Consider the following 17,506-nt stretch of genomic DNA (forward strand, 5'->3'; position numbering starts at 1 on the left):
GCCCCGCGCCCGCGCCCCACGGCCGCGCCCCACGGCGGCGCCCCGCGCCCGCGCCCGCGCCATCCGCCGCTCCGATCCCGTTTTCAGGAGCCCGGGCCCGGAACCGGGCGTTTCTCAGGACGACACGCCGCTGCGACACGCGACACGCCGCAGAACTCCTGAGAAGGGGAGGCAGCACCTCGCGACTGCTCAGGTGAGCACGGCCGGTAGACTGGCGGGGTCCGGCATCCGCCCCGCGGCATCCGCTCGCCGCCACCCTCTGGAGCTCGCCACCCGTGACCATCGAGACCTCGTCCACGCCTGCCAGCCAGTACCCGCAGCCGGACGCCCCCGGCGCGGCCGACGCCGAGATCATCGAGGCGCCCCGCACCGCGCAGCTCGACACCGTCGAGGTCGCCATCGCGACGCCCGAGAAGGAACAGCCGTACGCGGCGCTCGGCGTGAAGCCCGACGAGTACGAGCGCATCCGCAACATCCTCGGCCGGCGCCCCACGAGCGCCGAGCTCGCCATGTACTCGGTGATGTGGAGCGAGCACGCGTCGTACAAGTCGAGCAAGGTGCACCTGCGCCAGTTCGGCAAGAAGGTCACGCCCGAGATGAAGCAGCACCTCATGGTGGGCATCGGCGAGAACGCGGGCGTGCTCGACATCGGCGAGGGCTGGGCGGTGACGTTCAAGATCGAGTCGCACAACCACCCGTCGTTCATCGAGCCGTTCCAGGGCGCCGCGACCGGCGTCGGCGGCATCGTCCGCGACATCATCTCGATGGGCGCGCGCCCCGTCGCGGTCATGGACGCGCTGCGGTTCGGCGCCATCGACGACCCCGACACCGCGCGCGTCGTGCACGGCGTCGTCGCGGGCATCAGCTTCTACGGCAACTGCCTCGGCCTGCCGAACATCGGCGGCGAGACGTGGTTCGACCCGGTCTACCAGAAGAACCCGCTCGTGAACGCGCTCGCCGTGGGCGTGCTCCGGCACGAGGACCTGCACCTCGCGAATGCGAAGGGCGTGGGCAACAAGGTCGTGCTGTTCGGTGCGCGCACGGGCGGCGACGGCATCGGCGGCACGTCGATCCTCGCATCCGACACCTTCGCCGAGGGCGGCCCGACGAAGCGCCCCGCGGTGCAGGTCGGCGACCCGTTCGCCGAGAAGGTGCTCATCGAGTGCTGCCTCGAACTGTTCGCCGGCGACCTCGTCGAGGGCATCCAGGACCTCGGCGCCGCCGGCATCTCGTGCGCGACGAGCGAGCTCGCGGCGAACGGCGACGGCGGCATGTCGATCGTGCTCGACGACGTGCTGCTGCGCGACCCCTCGCTCACGCCCGAGGAGATCCTCATGTCCGAGAGCCAGGAGCGCATGATGGCCATCGTGCGTCCCGAGAAGCTCGACGGCTTCATGGAGGTCGTGAAGAAGTGGGACGTCGAGACGAGCGTGCTCGGCGAGGTCACCGACTCCGGTCGCCTCTCGATCACCTGGCGTGGCGAGGAGATCGTGAACGTCGACCCGCGCACCGTCGCGGTCGACGGGCCCGTCTACGAGCGGCCCATGCGGTACCCGTCGTACCTCGACGCCCTCCAGGCCGACTCCGCCGCCGACCTGCCCCGCCCGCAGACCGGCGACGAGCTCCGGGCGCAGTTCCTGCAGCTCGTCGGCTCGCCGAACCAGGCGGATGCCGCGTGGATCACCAAGCAGTACGACCACTACGTCCTCGGCAACACCGCGCTCGCGGCGCCGGATGACGCGGGCATGATCCGCGTCGACGAGGAGTCGGGGCTCGGCGTGGCCGTGGCGACCGACGCGAACGGCCGCTACTGCCAGCTCGACCCGCGCCGCGGCGCGCAGCTCGCGCTCGCGGAGGCGTACCGCAACGTCGCAGTGACGGGTGCGACGCCGATGGGCATCTCCGACTGCCTCAACTTCGGCTCCCCCGAGAACCCCGAGGTCATGTGGCAGTTCGCGCAGGCCGTCGAGGGTCTCGCCGACGGATGCCTCGAGCTGGGCATCCCGGTCACGGGCGGCAACGTCAGCTTCTACAACCAGACCGGCGACGTGCCGATCCACCCGACGCCGGTCGTCGCGGTGCTCGGCGTGATCGACGACGTCGCGCGCCGCGTCCCGTCGGGTTGGCAGGACGACGGCCACAACATCTACCTGCTCGGCGAGACGTACGCCGAGCTCGACGGCTCCGCGTGGGCGGGCGTCGTGCACGACCACCTCGGCGGCGTTCCGCCCATGGTCGACCTGGGTCGCGAGAAGCAGCTGGGCGACCTGCTCGCGGCGGCCGCACTCGAGGGCCTCATCGATTCGGCGCACGACCTGTCCGACGGGGGCCTCGCGGTCGCGCTGGCCGAGGCCGTCTCGCGGTTCGGCGTCGGCGCCCGGGTGGTCCTCAACGAGGTCGTCGAGGATGCCGGCATCGACCTGGCGACGGCGCTGTTCTCGGAGTCGGCGTCGCGCGTCATCGTGACCGTGCCGCGTGAGGACGACGTGCGCTTCCGCGGCCTGTGCGAGGGTCGGGGCGTGCCCGTGCGTCGCATCGGCGTGACGGATGCCGCGTCGGGCTCGCTCGAGGTGCAGGACGCGTTCACGGTCTCGGTCGACGAGCTCCGCACGGTCAACCGGGCGCCGCTGGCGGACGCCTTCGGTCCGGTCGTCGGCTACTAGACCCCCACGACCGGATCACGCCGGCCGCGGCGTCCTCGCGAGAGGGCCACGGCCGGCGTGGTCGTTCACGGCCGGTCCCGCGCCAACCGCCACAGTTCGACCCAGTCCTCGGTCGTGAGCCGGTTCGGCGGCGTGCTCGGATCGATGCCGCGTTCGCGGAGCATCCGGCGCGCAAGGCCGTGCGCGATGGGACGGCCGGTGCGGCCCAGCACCTGGACGAGTCCCCGCCCGGGTCCCTGGAAGACGTCGCCCACCCACGCGCGGTACGCCCGTCGCTCGCGCGTTGGGACGAGCGGCTCGGGCCGCCGGTCGATGCGGAACACGCCGCCGTCGACCGACGGCACCGGTCGGAACGCACGCGCAGGAACCCGGCGGTCGAGCGTGAAGCGGTACCACGGCGCCGATTGCACGGTGAGCATGCTCGCTCCGCCGACGCCGCAACGACGGCGGGCGACCTCCCACTGGGTGAGCAGGACGGCGCTGCCCCACCAGTCCGCGTCGAGCACGCGCCGCAGGATCGCCGTGGTGAGGTGGAAGGGCACGTTGCCGACGATGACGTGCGGCTCGCGCGGCAGCGGCCAGCGCAGCACGTCGGCGTGCACGACGTCCGCGGCGCCGCCCAGTTCGCGGCGCAGCGCCGCGGCACGGTGCGGGTCGAGCTCGACCGCGGTGAGCGGGCGGCCGAGACGCGCGAGTTCGCGGGTGAGCGCGCCGCCGCCCGCGCCGAGTTCGACGATGGGACCGCGCGTGGCCGCGGCGAGCGAGGTCATCCGCTCGATGACGGCGCGGTCGAGGAGGAAGTTCTGCCCGAGCTCGTGCCGGCCGCCCGCCGGCGACGAGGTTGGGCGCGCAGGCGATGCCCGCTTCGGGTGCGGGGACCGGTCGGGCATCGGTCGGTGGGGTCGTGATGGTCGCATGGAGTGCTCCGCTGGCTGGTGATCGTCAGCCGGGTACGGCGAATCCGCACCGCGGCCCTGGATTCGGGCCGAGGCGGAGGAGCGGTCAGGTGGTCCGGTCGCTCCGCCTCAGGCGGTGCGGGGCCGGATGATCATCTGGAAGGCCATGCATGACACGGTCGTCGAGAGTAGCAGAACCGCTGTTCGGCGGCACCCGGTAGGGTCGCGGCATGAGTCGGACGGACCTCGCGAGCCTGTTGATCCACGCCGATCGCGAGGCTGTGTTCGCCGCCCTCGTGGATCCCGACGCGCTCCTCACCTGGCTGCCGCCGAAGGGCATGCGGGGGCGGTTCGAGCGGTTCGACCTGCGCGACGGCGGGTCGTACCGCCTCGTGCTCACCTATGTCGACGCGGCCGGCGCGCCCGGCAAGAGCGACGCCGCGTCCGACGTCGCCGAGGTGCGGATCGCGCGCGTCGTGCCCGGCGAACTGATCGAGCAGCTCGTCGACTTCGAGTCCGACGACCCGGCGTTCGGCGGCACGATGCGGATGACGTGGAGCCTCCGCACCACGCCCGAGGGCACCCTCGTCGAGTTCGCGGCGCGCGACGTGCCCGACGGGGTCCGAGCTCGCGACCACGCCGAAGGGCTCACGTCGTCCCTCGTGAACCTCGCGGCCCACCTCGAACCGAGGGCGGCGGCGCACGCGCCGGAGCCCGATCCGGTCGACGAGCCGCAGTCCTACCCCGCCGAGTACGCCGCCGCGCACGGGTCGTTCGCGCTCATCCCAGCCGCGTACGTCTTCCTCGTCGACGGCGACCGGGTGCTGCTGCAGCAGCGCGAGGGCACCGGGTACTACGACGGCTGGTGGGCGGCCTCCGCCGCCGGCCACGTCGATCCGGGCGAGTCGGTGCTCGCGGGCGCCGTCCGGGAGACCCTCGAAGAACTCGGCGTCGAGGTCGACGAGGGCGACCTCGAGCCGGTCACGGCGATGCACCGCACGGCAGCGACCGGGTTGCCCGTCGACCAGCGGCTCGACGTGTTCTTCGTCACCCGCTCATGGCGCGGCATCCCGTCGCTGCAGGAGGCCGACAAGGCGAGCGCGCTCGAGTGGTTCGCGCTCGACGCCCTGCCCGAGCGGCTCGTGCACCACGAGCGGTACGCCCTCGAGGGCTGGCGCGACGGCGGCCTGCCCGCCGTCACAGCGTTCGGCTTCTGAGCGCTCCCCCCAGGTCAGGCGTCGAGGAAGGCGAGGACGTCGGACGTGAACCTCCGTCCGAGCACCATGTGGCCGTGGTCGGGGTAGAGCACGAGCCGTCCGTCGGGGATCCGCTCGGCGGTCTCGCGGAAGAGGTCGGCGCCGTAGAAGCGGTCCCGCGCGCCGCCGATGACGAGCGTCGGAGCGGTGATCTCACGCAGGCGATCGCCCACGTCGAACGCGTCCTCGGCGTCGATCACGGCGAGCAGGTCCGGCCGTTCCCCGCCGTACATGCTCCGGCCGGTGAGCCAGCCCATCGCCCGCATGAGCCCGCCGGTGACCGCCCCCGCCGCGACCGCCTCCGATTCGATGGCGCCCGCCCGTCGCGGCCGTCCGGCTCTGAGCTCCCGTGCCATCTCCTGCTGGATGCGGCGGCCGTGGTCCCCGAGCCGATACGCCCCCTGCACCACGAGCCGCCGTACCAGTTCCGGATGCTCCACGGCGAGCGCGAGGGCGACGCTCGCGCCGGTCGACATCCCGAAGACGTCGACGGGCGCGCCGAGTCGCGAGCGGATGACGTCGGCGTAGTCCTCGGCGATCTCCGTCATCGTCACACGGGCGGGCAGGCCGGCGCGCCGGTTCACCCACCACACCTCACGGGATGCGGCGAACGGCCGGAGCGGCCGGGTCTGGAAGGTCAGCTCCATCCCCTCGGGCAGCCGATGGTGGCCGGTGATCCCCGGCAGGAACAGCAGCGGACGCCCGGTCCCCAGCCGGATGTACGGCAGGCCCGGCGGAACGGTGCCCAGTTCCATCGCGGTCTTCCCCATCGCGATCCGCTCCCTTCGGTCAGGCTCCCTGCGTGGGGCCGACGAGCAGTTCGACCCGCTCGGCGAGGTACGGCTCGAGCGGCATGAGCGCCCCGGCCGTCGAGGGGTTCCACCGCACGGCCAGCACGGCGCCCTCGGGTCCGTCGATGAGCGCGAGCGGACCCGATCCGGCCGTGAGCGCCGCTTCGTCGAGTTCGAGCGGCGCGGCGTCGAAGACCACGGTCGCTCCCTCGGGGATGCCGCCCTTCACCGCCGCGGCGCGGTAGGCGCGGTGCTCGGCGACGGACTCCGCGATGACGCTCCTCCGCACGGGTCGCTCGGCGCGGATCACCCGGCCGGTGGCGTACAGCCGCCCGTCGGCGTCGAGCAGCAGCACGCCGAGGCGCCACACGGGGCCGATGGGCGACATGCGCGGGGCGCGCGGCACGCCGAGCACGCGTCGCGCCGGCACGTACTCGGCCAGCGTCTCGGTGCGGGCGGATGCCGCGGCGAGCTCGCGCACGGCCCGGTCGACGGCCTCGCGCGCCCGCGCGACGGCCGCCGAGGCATCCGCAGCGTCCATGCCGACGAGCCTACGCACGCATCGCACGCGCGATGGGGACCGCCCCATCAGGTCGTGAAGCTGCGACCCCTCGGGCCCGCGGCCTCGACATCCGCTCGGCCCGCCCCCGATGCCGAGTGTCCAACGGATGCCGCCTCATCCGGTTCGTACCCGCATCCGTTGGACACTCGGCGCCGCCGAGCACGAGGCGAACCGCCGAGCAGGAGGCGAACCGCCGCGCGAGCGGGGTCAGCGGGTGCGTTCGATCAGGGCGAGGAGCGCGAGCCCGTAGGCCTCGGCGGGGTCGGGGTGCTCGAAGCGGCGGGTCGCGCCGTCCAGCTCGATCTCCACCTCGAACGCGTCGGGCAGGCGCCGCAGCCCGCGGAACGTGGCGCGGAGCAGCTCGCGCAGCTGGTCCTCTCGCGGGAGCCACACCGCGTCGGCGATCGCGACGGAGTCGAGCGCCCACTCGGTGGTGCCGTTGAAGCCGAGGATGGTCCCGGTCGGGTAGCGGTGAGTCTCGATCGTCATGTCCGAGACCGTGAACGTGTCGGCTTCGACGTCGGCCTCCACGTGGCTCGGCAGGTCGAGCTGGAATCGGTCGCCCGACTCCGGATGCCAGACCAGGCCGACATCGCGCAGCTGGAGGGCGAGCTCGCGGCTGATCATCGCGGCGGCTCCGCCGGGCCGCCGCGCGGCCGGATGCGTGCGGGGCCTGCCGCGGCGCCGAAGCCGATCAGGAGGATGCCCGCGAAGACGAACCCCCAGCGGGTGGTCGCGAACGCGACGAGCACCAGCACGATGCCCGCGACGACGAGCACGCGCGCGATCCGGAGCCGCGTGCGCGGCGACGACCACCAGCGCCCGACCAGGTTCCGGATCATCGGCCGACCGCCTCGACGTCGAACGCTGCGCCGACGGCCTCTTCCGCGAACGACCACACCGCGGCGCCGATGGCCGGGTCGCGCGTGGTCCGGGTGGGGGTGCCGAGCGACGGGGGGCCCTTCACCTCGTACCGCGGCCCCCAGAACTGCCCGCCCTCGACGTCGTCAGCGGCGGCCGCGTGCACGATCACGTCGGCGCCGCGATGCTTGCCCTGCGCGAACGGGGACTGCAGCGCGTCGGCGAACCGCTCGACGCGCGTCGGCTCGTTGACGCCGGGCACGCGCGGGGTGCGACCCGAGATGGAGTAGCCGGGGTGGGCGATGAGGCTGTGCACGCGCGGCGTGACGGATGCGGCGCCGACCGACTCCGCGGCATCCGTCGCTGCACGGCGCAGCCGCCGGTCGAGCTCGAACGCGAGCGCGGACGCCGCGATCTTGGACTGCGCGTACGCGCGCCACGCGTCGTACGACCGGCGCAGCTGGAGGTCGTCGGTGCGGAACGTCGACAGTCGCGTGGAGAGCGATCCGATCGTGATGACGCGGGCGGCCGGCGCGAGGTGCGGCAGCGTGCCCGCGAGCAGTGCGAAATGACCGAGCACGTTCGTGGCGAGCACGAGCTCGTGACCGTCGACGCTCTCGTGGCGGGTGGCGGGCGTGTGCACCATGCCCGCGTTCAGCACGACGGTGTCGAGCGGCGCCCGGTCGAGCAGCCGGTCGACGCCGGCACGCACCGAGTCGAGCGACGCGACGTCGATGACGAGGGTCTCGACGGATGCCGCGGGGATGCGCCCGCGGATCGCCGCGACGGCCGCGGCCAACCGGTCGGGGTCGCGTCCGGAGAGGACCACGTGCGCCCCGGCCTTCGCGAGCCGGGCGGACGTGAAGAACCCGAGGCCCGCGTTCGCGCCGGTGACGAGCACCGAACGGCCCGCCTGCGACGGGACGGACGTCGGGTACCAGGTCACAGTTCGTCCGACCCGCCGGTGCCCGCGAGCTCCTCGTGGTGCTGGATGACCTCGGCGACGACGAAGTTGAACCACTTCTCGGCGAACGCGGGGTCGAGGTGGGCATCTTCAGCGAGCGCCCGCAGCCGTGCGATCTGGCGCTTCTCGCGGTCGGGGTCGCTCGGGGGGAGTCCGTGGCGGGCCTTCAGGCGACCGACCTGCTGGGTGAACTTGAACCGCTCGGCGAGCAGGTGGATGAGGGCCGCGTCGATGTTGTCGATGCTCGAGCGGATGCCGAGCAGCTCGCTCATCGCCGCGTCGCGTTCGTCGATGGCGCCGCCGACCCCGGGCACGGCGGGTGCGGGGTCGGCGGCGCGGTCGGAGGTCTCGGCGGTCATGCTTCGACCCTACGGCGTGTCAGGGCCGGACGCCTCCGGCGCTGGACCGGAATGCCCGCAGCCGGAGGCTGTTGGCGACCACGAACACGCTCGAGAACGCCATCGCCGCCCCGGCGAGCATCGGGTTCAGCAGGCCGAGCGCCGCGAGCGGGATGGCCGCGACGTTGTAGGCGAACGCCCAGAACAGGTTGCCCTTGATGACGCGGAGCGTCCGCCGTGCGAGCCGGATGGCGTCGACGGCGGCCAGCAGGTCGCCCCGGACGAGCGTGAGGTCGGCCGCCTCGATGGCGACGTCGCTGCCCGTGCCCATCGCGATCCCCAGGTCGGCCTGCGCGAGCGCGGCGGCATCGTTCACGCCGTCGCCGACCATCGCGACCGTGCGCCCCTCGTCCTGCAGGCGGGCGACCACGGCGACCTTGTCGGCAGGCAGCACCTCGGCGATCACCCGCTCGATGCCGACCTCGGCGGCGACGCGTCGCGCCACCGTCTCGTTGTCGCCCGTGAGCAGGATCGGCTCGAGTCCGAGGCCGCGCAGCTTCGCGACCGCGTCGGCGCTCGTGGGCTTGATCGCGTCGGCGACGGTGAGCGCGCCGCGCACGGCGCCGTCCCACGCGACGACGACGGCGGTGCGCCCCTCGGCCTCCGCGGCGGCCACGGATGCCGCGACGCGGGCATCGGGCTCGATCGACCATTCGGCGAGCAGCGCGGGTCGACCGACGAGGACGAGGTGCCCGTCGACCACGCCGTGCACGCCGAGGCCCGGTCGGTTCTCGAAGGACTCGGGCGTGGGCAGGCCGCCGACGCGCGCCGCCGCACCGTCGGCGACCGCCTTCGCGACGGGGTGCTCGGAGGCGTGCTCGAGCGCGCCCGCGAGGCGCAGCAGCTCGGCCTCGTCGACGCCCTCGGCGGGGTGGACCCCGGCGAGCGACATCCGCCCGCTGGTCACCGTGCCGGTCTTGTCGAGCACGATCGTGTCGACGCGGCGCGTGGACTCGAGCACCTCGGGGCCCGTGATGAGCACGCCGAGCTGGGCTCCGCGGCCCGTGCCGACGAGCAGCGCGGTGGGCGTCGCGAGCCCCAGCGCGCAGGGGCAGGCGATGATGAGCACGGCGACCGCGGCGGTGAACGCGGCGGCCGGCGGGAATCCGCCTCCGAGCCACGCGCCGAGGGTTCCGGCGGCGATGAGGATCACGACGGGCACGAAGACGCCCGAGATGCGGTCGGCGAGCCGCTGCACCTCGGCCTTGCCGGCCTGCGCGCCCTCGACGAGCCGCGCCATCTGCGCGAGCTGCGTGTCGGCGCCGACGCGGGTCGCGCGGACGACCAGCCGGCCGCCGGCGTTGACGGTGGCGCCGACGACGGCATCGCCGACCTCGACCTCGACCGGGACCGACTCGCCCGTGACGAGCGAGGCATCGACCGCGCTCCGGCCGGAGACGACGGTGCCGTCGGTCGCGATCTTCTCGCCCGGGCGCACGACGAACTCGTCGCCGACCGCGAGCTCGTCGACCGGGATGCGGACCTCGGTCCCGTCGCGGAGGACCGCGACATCTTTCGCCCCCAGCTCGAGGAGCGCGCGCAGGGCGGCGCCCGCGGCGCGCTTGGACCGCTTCTCGAGGTAGCGGCCGAGGAGGACGAACATCGTGACGCCCGCCGCGACCTCGAGGTACAGGTTCGACGCGCCGTCGCTCGGCGCGACGGTCAGCTCGAAGGGGTGCACCATGCCGGGCTCGCCGGCGGTGCCGAGGAACAGCGCGTACAGCGACCAGGCGAACGCCGCGCTCACGCCGAGCGAGATGAGCGTGTCCATGGTCGCCGCGCCGTGGCGCAGGTTCACGAGCGCCGCCCGGTGGAACGGCCAGGCCGCCCACGTGACGACGTGCGCGGCGAGTGCGAGGGTGGCCCACTGCCAGTAGGTGAACTGCAGCGCCGGGATCATCGAGATGAGGATCACGGGCACCGCGAGCACGACCGAGGCGATCAGGCGCGTCCGGAGCGAGCGCAGCTCGACGTCCGCACGCGTCTCGGCGGTGGCGTCGGATGGCGCGCCACCGGCTTCGCCCGGAGCGGGGGCGGGCGGCGCGGGCGGGACGGCCCGGTAGCCGGCGGCCTCGACCGCGGCGATGAGTTCGGTCTCGCCCACGCCGGCCGGAGCCGACACGCGGGCCTTCTCGGTCGCGTAGTTGACGGTCGCGGTGACGCCGTCGAGCTTGTTCAGCTTCTTCTCGATGCGCATGGCGCACGAGGCGCAGGTCATGCCGCCGATCTCGAGCTCGATCACGCGGTCGCCGGATGCGGTGACGTCGGTCATCGGCCCGCCTCCCCGTGGGCGTCGTCGTGGGCGCCGTCGTGGGCGCCGTCGTGCGCGGCCCCGCCGGCGGCATCCGTCGACCCCGCACCGGCGGTGAGCACCAACGGGACGGAGTGCACGGCACCGTCGAGCTGCACGTCGAGGTAGAGCAGGTAGCGGCCCGCCGTCGGTGCGGTCGCCATGAACGAGATCTCGGGACCGGCCTGGGTGACGCCGTCGCCCGGTTCGCCCATGGGGTGCACGTGCAGGTAGGCCAGGTCGCCCTGGCGGAGCGCGACGAGGTGTCCGTATGCGCCGAGGTACGGCTCGAGCGTCGTGACGGGCTCGCCGTCGCGGGTGACGGTGAAGACGAGTTCGCGCTCGGCTCCGGCGACCAGCTCGCCCTCGACCTCGACGGTGATGCCGTCGACCGTCGCGGCGGTCGCGTCGCTCGTGCGCGGCTCGGGCGCGAACCCGCCCGCGACCTCGACCGTGGTCGTGAGGGTCACCGTCTCGCCGTGCCCGGCCGGAACGAAGTCGGCGAAGACGCGGTAGGTGCCGGCCGCATCGAAGGCGAACGGGAGGCTCCATTCGCCGCGATCGTCGATGACGGGGTGCACGTGGCGGAAGAGCGCGCCGTCGGTGCGCACCACGATGAGATGCAGGTCGCGCTCGTGCGAGGTCTCGTAGTCGGTGAGCGGGGCGCCCGCGGCATCCGTGATGCCGAAGGCGAGCTCGCCCTGCTCGCCCGGTGAGGCCGGAGCGCGGAGGCCGGTGAGGGTGTAGCCGGCGTGCGAGACGGCGAGTCCGCGCACGTCGTCGGCGGATGCCGCGGCGCCCGTGTGCTCGTCGCCGTGGCCCGGTTCTGCGGTGGTCATGTGGTCATCCTCGTTCGAGGTCCATGCGGCCGAGGCATCGGCCGGGATGACGAGAGGGGCGGCGACGAACGCGGCGGTGAAGACCGCCGCCGCGCCCGCCGCGAACAGCCCCAGCCTGGCTGCCGTGTGCATCGTCGTCAGACGCGCACGGCGGAGTAGCCGGCCTCCTCGACCGCGGCGATCACGCCGGCGTCGTCGAGGTCGGACGGCGCGGTGATCGAGAGCGTGCCGGATGCGGCGGACACCTGGATGTCCGTCACGCCGGTGAGCTGCTCGACCTCTTCGCGTACCGAGAGCTCGCAGTGGCCGCACGTCATGCCGGTCACCTGGTACTCGCGCTGCGTCATCTCGTTCTCCTCGTGGTCGGACCGGGTTCGATAGTACCCGGATGGGGTATGCAACTCCTGAACCGTATACCCCTCCGGGGTATTCCGCAACCGGTGACCCGGCAATGTCGGCCCGCCTGTCGGCACGGCGAACGGCGCGGCATCCGCTCCCCCGAACGGATGCCGCGCCGTGGTCGCCGCCGCGGACTCCCCTACCGGGGCGTGGCGCGTCGGATCACGAGGAACCCCGCACCGGCCCAGGCCAGCGCCGTCAGGAGCAGCAGCGAGAAGACCCCCACCACGCCGATCGAACCCAGCCAGTCGCCGAGCGGCTCCCACGACTCGGTGAACGTCAGCAGGGCGATGACGCCGAGGATCAGGGCCATCGCGCCGGCGGCCAGCGTGAGCATCCCCTTCATGCGCCACCGCATGAAGACGGTGGTCACCCCGGCTCCGATGAACAGCACCAGCAACTGCAGGGCGAAGGTCGAGTAGAACGCGGTCGCCCAGTCGCCACCCACGTACCAGAGCGCATCGAACATCCCCGCGCCGATGCCCCAGCCTCCGGTCGCACGCTCGATCAGCAGCAGCGTCGCGATCGCGAGCGCGTACAGCACCGAGGCGAGGACGAACATCAGGCCCGTGCCGAGCCAGTAGTCGCGGCGCGTGGCACCGAAGCCGAGTGCGAACGGGAACGTGTACGACACGGCCTGGACGCCCACCACGATGAGATACCACTGCGGCGAGAGCACCGCCCAGCTGTACCGGAAGCCCGTGTTCTCCATCGGCACCCCGGATCCCAGCAGGATCAGCGCGATGACCATCGTGATCGCCCACGCGCCGCCGAGCACCATCGCCGGCACGCCGAAGAAGATCGACGGGTTGACCGCGTGCAGGCGCACGATGCGCCAGATCTCGTTCGGTCGGAGGCGCGACGCGCCCTCGGTCGTGGCGGCCCGCACGGGGCCGGTTGCGGTGGCGGTCATGCCGCGACCTCCTTCTCGGGCGCGCCGGCGAGCTCCGTGCCGGTCAGGTGGACGATGAGCTGCTGGAGCGACACCGGCGCGAGCTCGAGGCCGAGCTCCGCCGCGCGCAGGCGGTCAGCGCGGTCGAGCCGACCGTCGATCGTGGCCGAGGCGAGGCCGCCGATCGCCTCGCGCCCGATGACCGGGCGATCGGCGACGAAACGCTCGACCGCAGTGCTCGGACCCGCCACCGTCGTCGCCGAACCGCGCACGTCGTCGGCGTCGCTGTCCAGCAGGATCCGCCCTCGGTCGATGAGGATGACGTGCTCGAGCAGGTTCGCGACCTCGTCGATCAGGTGCGTCGAGAGCACGATGGTGCGCGGGTGCTCGGCGTAGTCCTCGAGCAGGCGGTCGTAGAAGATCTGCCGCGCCACCGCGTCGAGTCCCAGGTAGGGCTCGTCGAAGAACGTCAGCGGTGCACGACTCGCGAGGCCGACGATCACGCCGACGGCCGAGAGCTGGCCGCGGGAGAGCTTCTTGATGCGCCGCTTGAGCGGGAGCCGGAAATCGGCGACGAGCCGCTCGGCGAACGCGGCATCCCAATGCTCGAAGAACCAGGGAGCGGACGTCAGCACGTGCGCCGGGGTGAAGTCCTCGGGGTAGCGCTGCGCCTCGGCGATGAAGCACAGCCGGCGCAGGACCTCGGCGTGCTCGGCCGGCGCGCGGCCGAACACCTCGAGCTCGCCGCCGTTCGGGAAGATCTGGCCCGTGAGCAGCTGCATGATCGTCGTCTTGCCCGCGCCGTTGCGGCCGAGCAGGCCGTAGATGCGGCCCTCTTCGAGCGTGAGGTCGATGCCGTCGATGGCGGTGAAGGACCCGTAGCGCTTCACGAGCCCGCGGGCTCGGGCGACGGTGGTGGTCATGACAGGATCCTTTCCTCGCGGAGCATGCCCGCGAGCTCGTCGATGCCGATGCCGAGCTTCGCGGCCTCGGTGATGAGCGGTCTGAGGTAGTCGGCGGCGAACTCGTCCCGCCGTCGTTCGATGAGCCGGGCGCGTGCGCCGGGGACGACGAACATGCCGACGCCGCGCCGCTTGGCGACGATGCCCTGCTCGACGAGCCGGTTCACGCCCTTGAGCGCGGTGGCCGGATTGATGCGGTGGAACGCGGCGAGCTCGTTGATCGACGGGATGGCGGCGTCCTCCGCGACCGCGCCGTCGATGATGTCGTTCTCGATCTGCTCCGCGATCTGCACGAAGATCGGCCGTGAATCGTCCATTCGCGCTCCGGTCGGGTTGCTTGGTTAATTACTTCAGTAGTTAACCAACCATGCACACCGGGCGCTGTCAAGCGCGAGCGCGCCGCGGCATCCGCACCCGCCCCTGCGCGAGGAGGATGCCGGTCATCACCACGAGTGCGCCCACCGGCTCGTTCCAGGTGAGCGGCTCGCCGAGGATCAGCACGCCGAGCACCACGCCGACCACCGGCGTGACGTACGTGACCGTCGAGGCGTTGGTCGGGCCCCAGTCGCGGATCACGGCGATGTTCCACACGTACGCCAGGCCCGTGCCCGCGATGCCGAGCACCGCGAGGCACACGACCACGGCGGCATCCAGCCGCACCGGACCCAGGGCGAGCAGGGGCGTGAGGAGCAGCATGACGGCACCCGCCATGCCCACCTGCAGGAACGCGAACGTCGTCGCCGCGATCGGCCGGCCGCTCAGGAACCGGCGCGTGTACCCGAACATCACGCCGTAGCAGGCGGTCGCGCCGAGGATGGCGAGCTGGCCCGCGAGGTCGCCGCCGAACGCCGCCTGCCACGGTCCGATGATGACGACCACCCCGACGATGCCGACGACCACCCCGAGCCACCGCGACGCGTCGAGCCGCTCGACGCGGAACGCGAGCGTCGCGATGAGGGCGGTCATGATCGGCGTGGTCGCGTTGAGGATCGACGCGAGGCTCGAGGTCACGGTCTGCTGCGCCCACGAGAACAGCAGGAACGGCACGACGCACCCGGCGACGCCGATGACCAGGAAGTGCAGCCACACGACCGGTTCGCGCGGCAGCACCGGCCCGCCGGCCACGTGCGGACGCGCGACGAGCACGACGACGCCGAGCGTGAGCGTGCCGAGCACGATCCGCGCCCAGGCCACCTGGGTGAACGAGAGTCCCGTGAGCGCGACCGCGATGAACAGGAAGCTCGCGCCCCAGACGAGGCCCGCCGCGAGGAACTGCACCCAGGTGCGCACCCCGCCGCCGGGTCGGCGGTCGACGGATGCCGCGGGGCCGGCCTGCGAACGGACGGACGTGGAAGTCGGGGTGGGCGTGCTCACTGGGTCACGGTACGTCCGCCCCGTGCCGCTCCACGAGGGGATCCGGACGCGATGTCTGGAACCCGCCGAACGTTGGCAGCCTCGATCGCCGTCGCCACCGTCGCCACCGCCGACGCGGGCGGGTCGCGGCCCGCCCCTGGCGCGTCCGGGCGCAGCGCAACGGGGGCGGATGCCGGACCGTCGGTCCGTGGCATCCGCCCCCGTCGTGCCGGCGACGAGGCCAGGGCAGGCATTCCCACCCCGTCGCAGTCATTCCCGCCGGCCGCCCGCTCCCCCCGGTGCGGGGCGGCCGGCGGAGCCTAGTGGCTCACCGCCTTCTCGGCGCCGAGCCCGGTGAGCGAGCGGACCTCCATCTCGGCCTGCTTCACGGCGTCCTCGCGACGGTTGTCGATGACGCTGACGATCCAGCCGAGCAGGAAGGCGAGCGGGATGGACACGATGCCCGGGTTCGACAGCGGGAAGATCGCGAAGTCGATCGCCTCCGTCTTCAGCATCGAGGTCTCCGAGCCCGACACGACCGGCGAGAACGCGATGAGCACGATCGCCGAGATCAGGCCGCCGTACATGCTCCACAGCGCACCGCGGGTGGTGAACCGCTTCCAGAACAGCGAGTAGACGATCGTGGGCAGGTTGGCGGATGCCGCGACCGCGAACGCCAGCGCCACGAGGAACGCGATGTTCTGGCCATTGGCGCCGATGCCGCCGATGATCGCGACGACGCCGATGATCACCACGGTGCGGCGGGCGACCTTGACCTCGGCGCCCGGCTCGGGCTTGCCCTTCTTCACGACCGACGCGTAGATGTCGTGCGCGAACGAGGCCGCCGCCGTGATCGTGAGGCCCGCGACGACCGCGAGGATCGTCGCGAACGCGACCGCCGAGATGAGGCCGAGCAGCAGCGGCCCGCCGAGCGAGAACGCGAGCAGCGGTGCCGCCGAGTTCGGGCCGCCGGGTGCCGCGGCGATGACCTCGGGACCCACGAGCGCCGCCGCGCCGTAGCCGAGCACCAGCGTGAACACGTAGAAGATGCCGATGAGCCAGATCGCCCAGACGACCGACTTGCGCGCCTCCTTCGCCGTGGGCACGGTGTAGAACCGCATGAGCACGTGCGGCAGGGCCGCGGTGCCGAGCACCAGGGCGAGGCCGAGCGACACGAAGTCGACCTTGGCGAGCTCCGAGACGCCGTACTTCAGGCCCGGGTCGAGGATCGCCGGGTTCTCCGCGACCTCGACCGCGCGGTCGAGCAGCGTCGAGAAGTTGAAGCCGTACATCGCGAGCACCCAGACCGTCATGAGCCCGGCACCGGCGATGAGCAGCACGGCCTTGATGATCTGCACCCAGGTGGTGCCCTTCATGCCGCCGACGAGCACGTAGAGGATCATGAGCCCGCCGACGACCGTGATGACGAGCGCCTGGCCGACCTGGTCGCCGATGCCGAGCAGGAGCGACACCAGGCCGCCCGCGCCGGCCATCTGGGCGAGGAGGTAGAAGAAGCACACGACGAGGGTCGTGGTCGCTGCGGCGATGCGCACCGGGCGCTGCTTCAGGCGGAACGACAGCACGTCGGCCATCGTGAACTTGCCCGTGTTGCGGAGCAGCTCGGCGACGAGCAGCAGGGCGACGAGCCAGGCCACGAGGAAGCCGATGGAGTACAGGAACCCGTCGTAGCCGGTCATCGCGATCGCGCCGACGATGCCGAGGAAGGACGCCGCCGAGAGGTAGTCGCCGGCGATGGCCGAACCGTTCTGCCCGCCCGTGAAGGAGCGACCGGCGGCGTAGTAGTCGGCCGCGGTGCGATTGTTCCGGCTGGCGCGGAACACGATGACCATCGTCACGGCGACGAACGCGCCGAAGATGGCGATGTTGAGCCAGGGCTCGCCGGGTGAGGCGGCTGCCGCTTCGAACCGGAACATCAGCGCACCACCCCTTCGTCGGCGCGGTCGAGGAACACGCCCGTCTCGATCTCGTCGCGGATCCGCTCGGCCTTCGGGTCGAGGTGCTTGTTCGCGAAGCTGACGTACCACATGGTCACGGCGAACGTCGTGACCACCTGGGCGAGCCCGAGGAGCATGGCGACGTTGATGCTGCCGAACACCCGCGTGGACATGAAGTCGACGGCGTAGACGGCGAGGAGCACATAGGCCAGGTACCAGGCCAGGCAGGCTCCGAGCACCGGGAAGACGAAGCGCCGGTGCGTGCTCCGGAGCTCTTGGAATTCTGGTGATTGCTGCACTGCGGGATAGTCGACGTGGCTCAGGTCGACGTCCGCGCTCAGGGCCTCGTTGCCCATGGCGTCTCTCCTTCGAGGGGGTGCGGCGGGGCCGGGGCCCGCGTCGCTGCGGTCGCGATCCGTCCATGC

Annotated in this window: 18 protein-coding genes; 2 read left to right on the forward strand and 16 right to left on the reverse strand. The window is 72.4% G+C overall.

Going from position 1 to position 17,506, the window contains the following annotated elements:
* Positions 1–350: 350 nt before the first annotated feature.
* Positions 351–2,663, forward strand: coding sequence for a phosphoribosylformylglycinamidine synthase subunit PurL (purL, locus tag AVP42_RS09245; protein WP_067948477.1), 2,313 nt, complete (start codon positions 351–353; stop codon positions 2,661–2,663).
* 65 nt (positions 2,664–2,728) lie between these two features.
* On the opposite strand, the gene erm is transcribed toward purL, so the two are convergent.
* Complete coding sequence (gene erm / locus AVP42_RS09250; protein ID WP_067948325.1) at positions 2,729–3,553, reverse strand: 23S ribosomal RNA methyltransferase Erm; 825 nt, start codon at positions 3,551–3,553, stop codon at positions 2,729–2,731.
* Between the two features lie 236 nt (positions 3,554–3,789).
* Here erm and AVP42_RS16880 point away from each other — a divergent pair, with 236 nt between their 5' ends.
* Positions 3,790–4,776 carry an NUDIX domain-containing protein gene (locus tag AVP42_RS16880; RefSeq protein WP_231878595.1) on the forward strand — a complete coding sequence of 329 codons (987 nt, stop codon included), beginning with the start codon at positions 3,790–3,792 and terminating at the stop codon, positions 4,774–4,776.
* Between the two features lie 14 nt (positions 4,777–4,790).
* On the opposite strand, the gene AVP42_RS09265 is transcribed toward AVP42_RS16880, so the two are convergent.
* The 15 genes from AVP42_RS09265 to AVP42_RS09335 form a co-directional block, all read right to left on the reverse strand.
* Positions 4,791–5,585 carry an alpha/beta fold hydrolase gene (locus AVP42_RS09265; RefSeq protein WP_197466996.1) on the reverse strand — a complete coding sequence of 265 codons (795 nt, stop codon included), beginning with the start codon at positions 5,583–5,585 and terminating at the stop codon, positions 4,791–4,793.
* 19 nt (positions 5,586–5,604) lie between these two features.
* Positions 5,605–6,147 (reverse strand): hypothetical protein, encoded by a 543-nt coding sequence (locus AVP42_RS09270; RefSeq protein WP_067948327.1) that lies wholly within the window; start codon positions 6,145–6,147, stop codon positions 5,605–5,607.
* A gap of 228 nt (positions 6,148–6,375) precedes the next feature.
* Positions 6,376–6,795 (reverse strand): pilus assembly protein CpaE, encoded by a 420-nt coding sequence (locus AVP42_RS09275; protein WP_067948329.1) that lies wholly within the window; start codon positions 6,793–6,795, stop codon positions 6,376–6,378.
* A complete protein-coding gene (locus AVP42_RS09280; RefSeq protein ID WP_067948331.1) occupies positions 6,792–7,010 on the reverse strand; it encodes a hypothetical protein in 219 nt (72 codons plus the stop codon). The genes AVP42_RS09275 and AVP42_RS09280 overlap by 4 nt, the downstream gene beginning before the upstream one ends.
* The gene (locus tag AVP42_RS09285; protein ID WP_067948332.1) at positions 7,007–7,975 is read right to left on the reverse strand and encodes an SDR family NAD(P)-dependent oxidoreductase; all 969 of its coding nucleotides are present in this window, start codon (positions 7,973–7,975) and stop codon (positions 7,007–7,009) included. The genes AVP42_RS09280 and AVP42_RS09285 overlap by 4 nt, the downstream gene beginning before the upstream one ends.
* Positions 7,972–8,352 carry a chorismate mutase gene (locus AVP42_RS09290; protein ID WP_157356779.1) on the reverse strand — a complete coding sequence of 127 codons (381 nt, stop codon included), beginning with the start codon at positions 8,350–8,352 and terminating at the stop codon, positions 7,972–7,974. Before AVP42_RS09290 ends, AVP42_RS09285 begins: the two co-directional genes overlap by 4 nt.
* Before the next feature lie 19 nt (positions 8,353–8,371).
* Positions 8,372–10,663, reverse strand: a complete 2,292-nt coding sequence (locus AVP42_RS09295) for a cation-translocating P-type ATPase (RefSeq protein WP_067948334.1) — start codon at positions 10,661–10,663, stop codon at positions 8,372–8,374.
* Positions 10,660–11,520, reverse strand: coding sequence for a hypothetical protein (locus AVP42_RS09300; RefSeq protein ID WP_197466997.1), 861 nt, complete (start codon positions 11,518–11,520; stop codon positions 10,660–10,662). Before AVP42_RS09300 ends, AVP42_RS09295 begins: the two co-directional genes overlap by 4 nt.
* Positions 11,521–11,657: 137 nt before the next feature.
* The gene (locus AVP42_RS09305; protein ID WP_067948338.1) at positions 11,658–11,867 is read right to left on the reverse strand and encodes a heavy-metal-associated domain-containing protein; all 210 of its coding nucleotides are present in this window, start codon (positions 11,865–11,867) and stop codon (positions 11,658–11,660) included.
* Positions 11,868–12,058: 191 nt separating this feature from the next.
* Positions 12,059–12,832 carry a hypothetical protein gene (locus AVP42_RS09310; RefSeq protein WP_067948340.1) on the reverse strand — a complete coding sequence of 258 codons (774 nt, stop codon included), beginning with the start codon at positions 12,830–12,832 and terminating at the stop codon, positions 12,059–12,061.
* On the reverse strand, positions 12,829–13,734 hold the full coding sequence (locus tag AVP42_RS09315; protein ID WP_067948342.1) for an ABC transporter ATP-binding protein: 906 nt from the start codon (positions 13,732–13,734) through the stop codon (positions 12,829–12,831). Before AVP42_RS09315 ends, AVP42_RS09310 begins: the two co-directional genes overlap by 4 nt.
* Positions 13,731–14,090, reverse strand: a complete 360-nt coding sequence (locus tag AVP42_RS09320) for a GntR family transcriptional regulator (RefSeq protein ID WP_067948344.1) — start codon at positions 14,088–14,090, stop codon at positions 13,731–13,733. The genes AVP42_RS09315 and AVP42_RS09320 overlap by 4 nt, the downstream gene beginning before the upstream one ends.
* Positions 14,091–14,157: 67 nt before the next feature.
* Positions 14,158–15,147 carry a DMT family transporter gene (locus AVP42_RS09325; protein ID WP_369798137.1) on the reverse strand — a complete coding sequence of 330 codons (990 nt, stop codon included), beginning with the start codon at positions 15,145–15,147 and terminating at the stop codon, positions 14,158–14,160.
* A gap of 299 nt (positions 15,148–15,446) precedes the next feature.
* Positions 15,447–17,060 carry a cation acetate symporter gene (locus tag AVP42_RS09330; protein ID WP_067948346.1) on the reverse strand — a complete coding sequence of 538 codons (1,614 nt, stop codon included), beginning with the start codon at positions 17,058–17,060 and terminating at the stop codon, positions 15,447–15,449.
* The gene (locus AVP42_RS09335) at positions 17,060–17,437 is read right to left on the reverse strand and encodes a DUF485 domain-containing protein (protein ID WP_067948347.1); all 378 of its coding nucleotides are present in this window, start codon (positions 17,435–17,437) and stop codon (positions 17,060–17,062) included. Before AVP42_RS09335 ends, AVP42_RS09330 begins: the two co-directional genes overlap by 1 nt.
* Between the last annotated feature and the right edge of the window lie 69 nt (positions 17,438–17,506).

The sequence above is a fragment of the Agromyces sp. NDB4Y10 genome, from assembly GCF_001620055.1.
Taxonomy (GTDB): domain Bacteria; phylum Actinomycetota; class Actinomycetes; order Actinomycetales; family Microbacteriaceae; genus Agromyces; species Agromyces indicus.

Excerpts from the sequence above, each read along its gene's own strand:
- erm (WP_067948325.1), bottom strand. The coding sequence starts at position 3,553 with ATGCCCGACCGGTCCCCGCACCCGAAGCGGGCATCGCCTGCGCGCCCA.
- AVP42_RS16880 (WP_231878595.1), top strand. The coding sequence starts at position 3,790 with ATGAGTCGGACGGACCTCGCGAGCCTGTTGATCCACGCCGATCGCGAG.
- AVP42_RS09265 (WP_197466996.1), bottom strand. The coding sequence starts at position 5,585 with ATGGGGAAGACCGCGATGGAACTGGGCACCGTTCCGCCGGGCCTGCCG.
- AVP42_RS09270 (WP_067948327.1), bottom strand. The coding sequence starts at position 6,147 with ATGGACGCTGCGGATGCCTCGGCGGCCGTCGCGCGGGCGCGCGAGGCC.
- AVP42_RS09275 (WP_067948329.1), bottom strand. The coding sequence starts at position 6,795 with ATGATCAGCCGCGAGCTCGCCCTCCAGCTGCGCGATGTCGGCCTGGTC.
- AVP42_RS09280 (WP_067948331.1), bottom strand. The coding sequence starts at position 7,010 with ATGATCCGGAACCTGGTCGGGCGCTGGTGGTCGTCGCCGCGCACGCGG.
- AVP42_RS09290 (WP_157356779.1), bottom strand. The coding sequence starts at position 8,352 with ATGACCGCCGAGACCTCCGACCGCGCCGCCGACCCCGCACCCGCCGTG.
- AVP42_RS09295 (WP_067948334.1), bottom strand. The coding sequence starts at position 10,663 with ATGACCGACGTCACCGCATCCGGCGACCGCGTGATCGAGCTCGAGATC.
- AVP42_RS09300 (WP_197466997.1), bottom strand. The coding sequence starts at position 11,520 with ATGACCACCGCAGAACCGGGCCACGGCGACGAGCACACGGGCGCCGCG.
- AVP42_RS09305 (WP_067948338.1), bottom strand. The coding sequence starts at position 11,867 with ATGACGCAGCGCGAGTACCAGGTGACCGGCATGACGTGCGGCCACTGC.
- AVP42_RS09310 (WP_067948340.1), bottom strand. The coding sequence starts at position 12,832 with ATGACCGCCACCGCAACCGGCCCCGTGCGGGCCGCCACGACCGAGGGC.
- AVP42_RS09315 (WP_067948342.1), bottom strand. The coding sequence starts at position 13,734 with ATGACCACCACCGTCGCCCGAGCCCGCGGGCTCGTGAAGCGCTACGGG.
- AVP42_RS09320 (WP_067948344.1), bottom strand. The coding sequence starts at position 14,090 with ATGGACGATTCACGGCCGATCTTCGTGCAGATCGCGGAGCAGATCGAG.
- AVP42_RS09330 (WP_067948346.1), bottom strand. The coding sequence starts at position 17,060 with ATGTTCCGGTTCGAAGCGGCAGCCGCCTCACCCGGCGAGCCCTGGCTC.
- AVP42_RS09335 (WP_067948347.1), bottom strand. The coding sequence starts at position 17,437 with ATGGGCAACGAGGCCCTGAGCGCGGACGTCGACCTGAGCCACGTCGAC.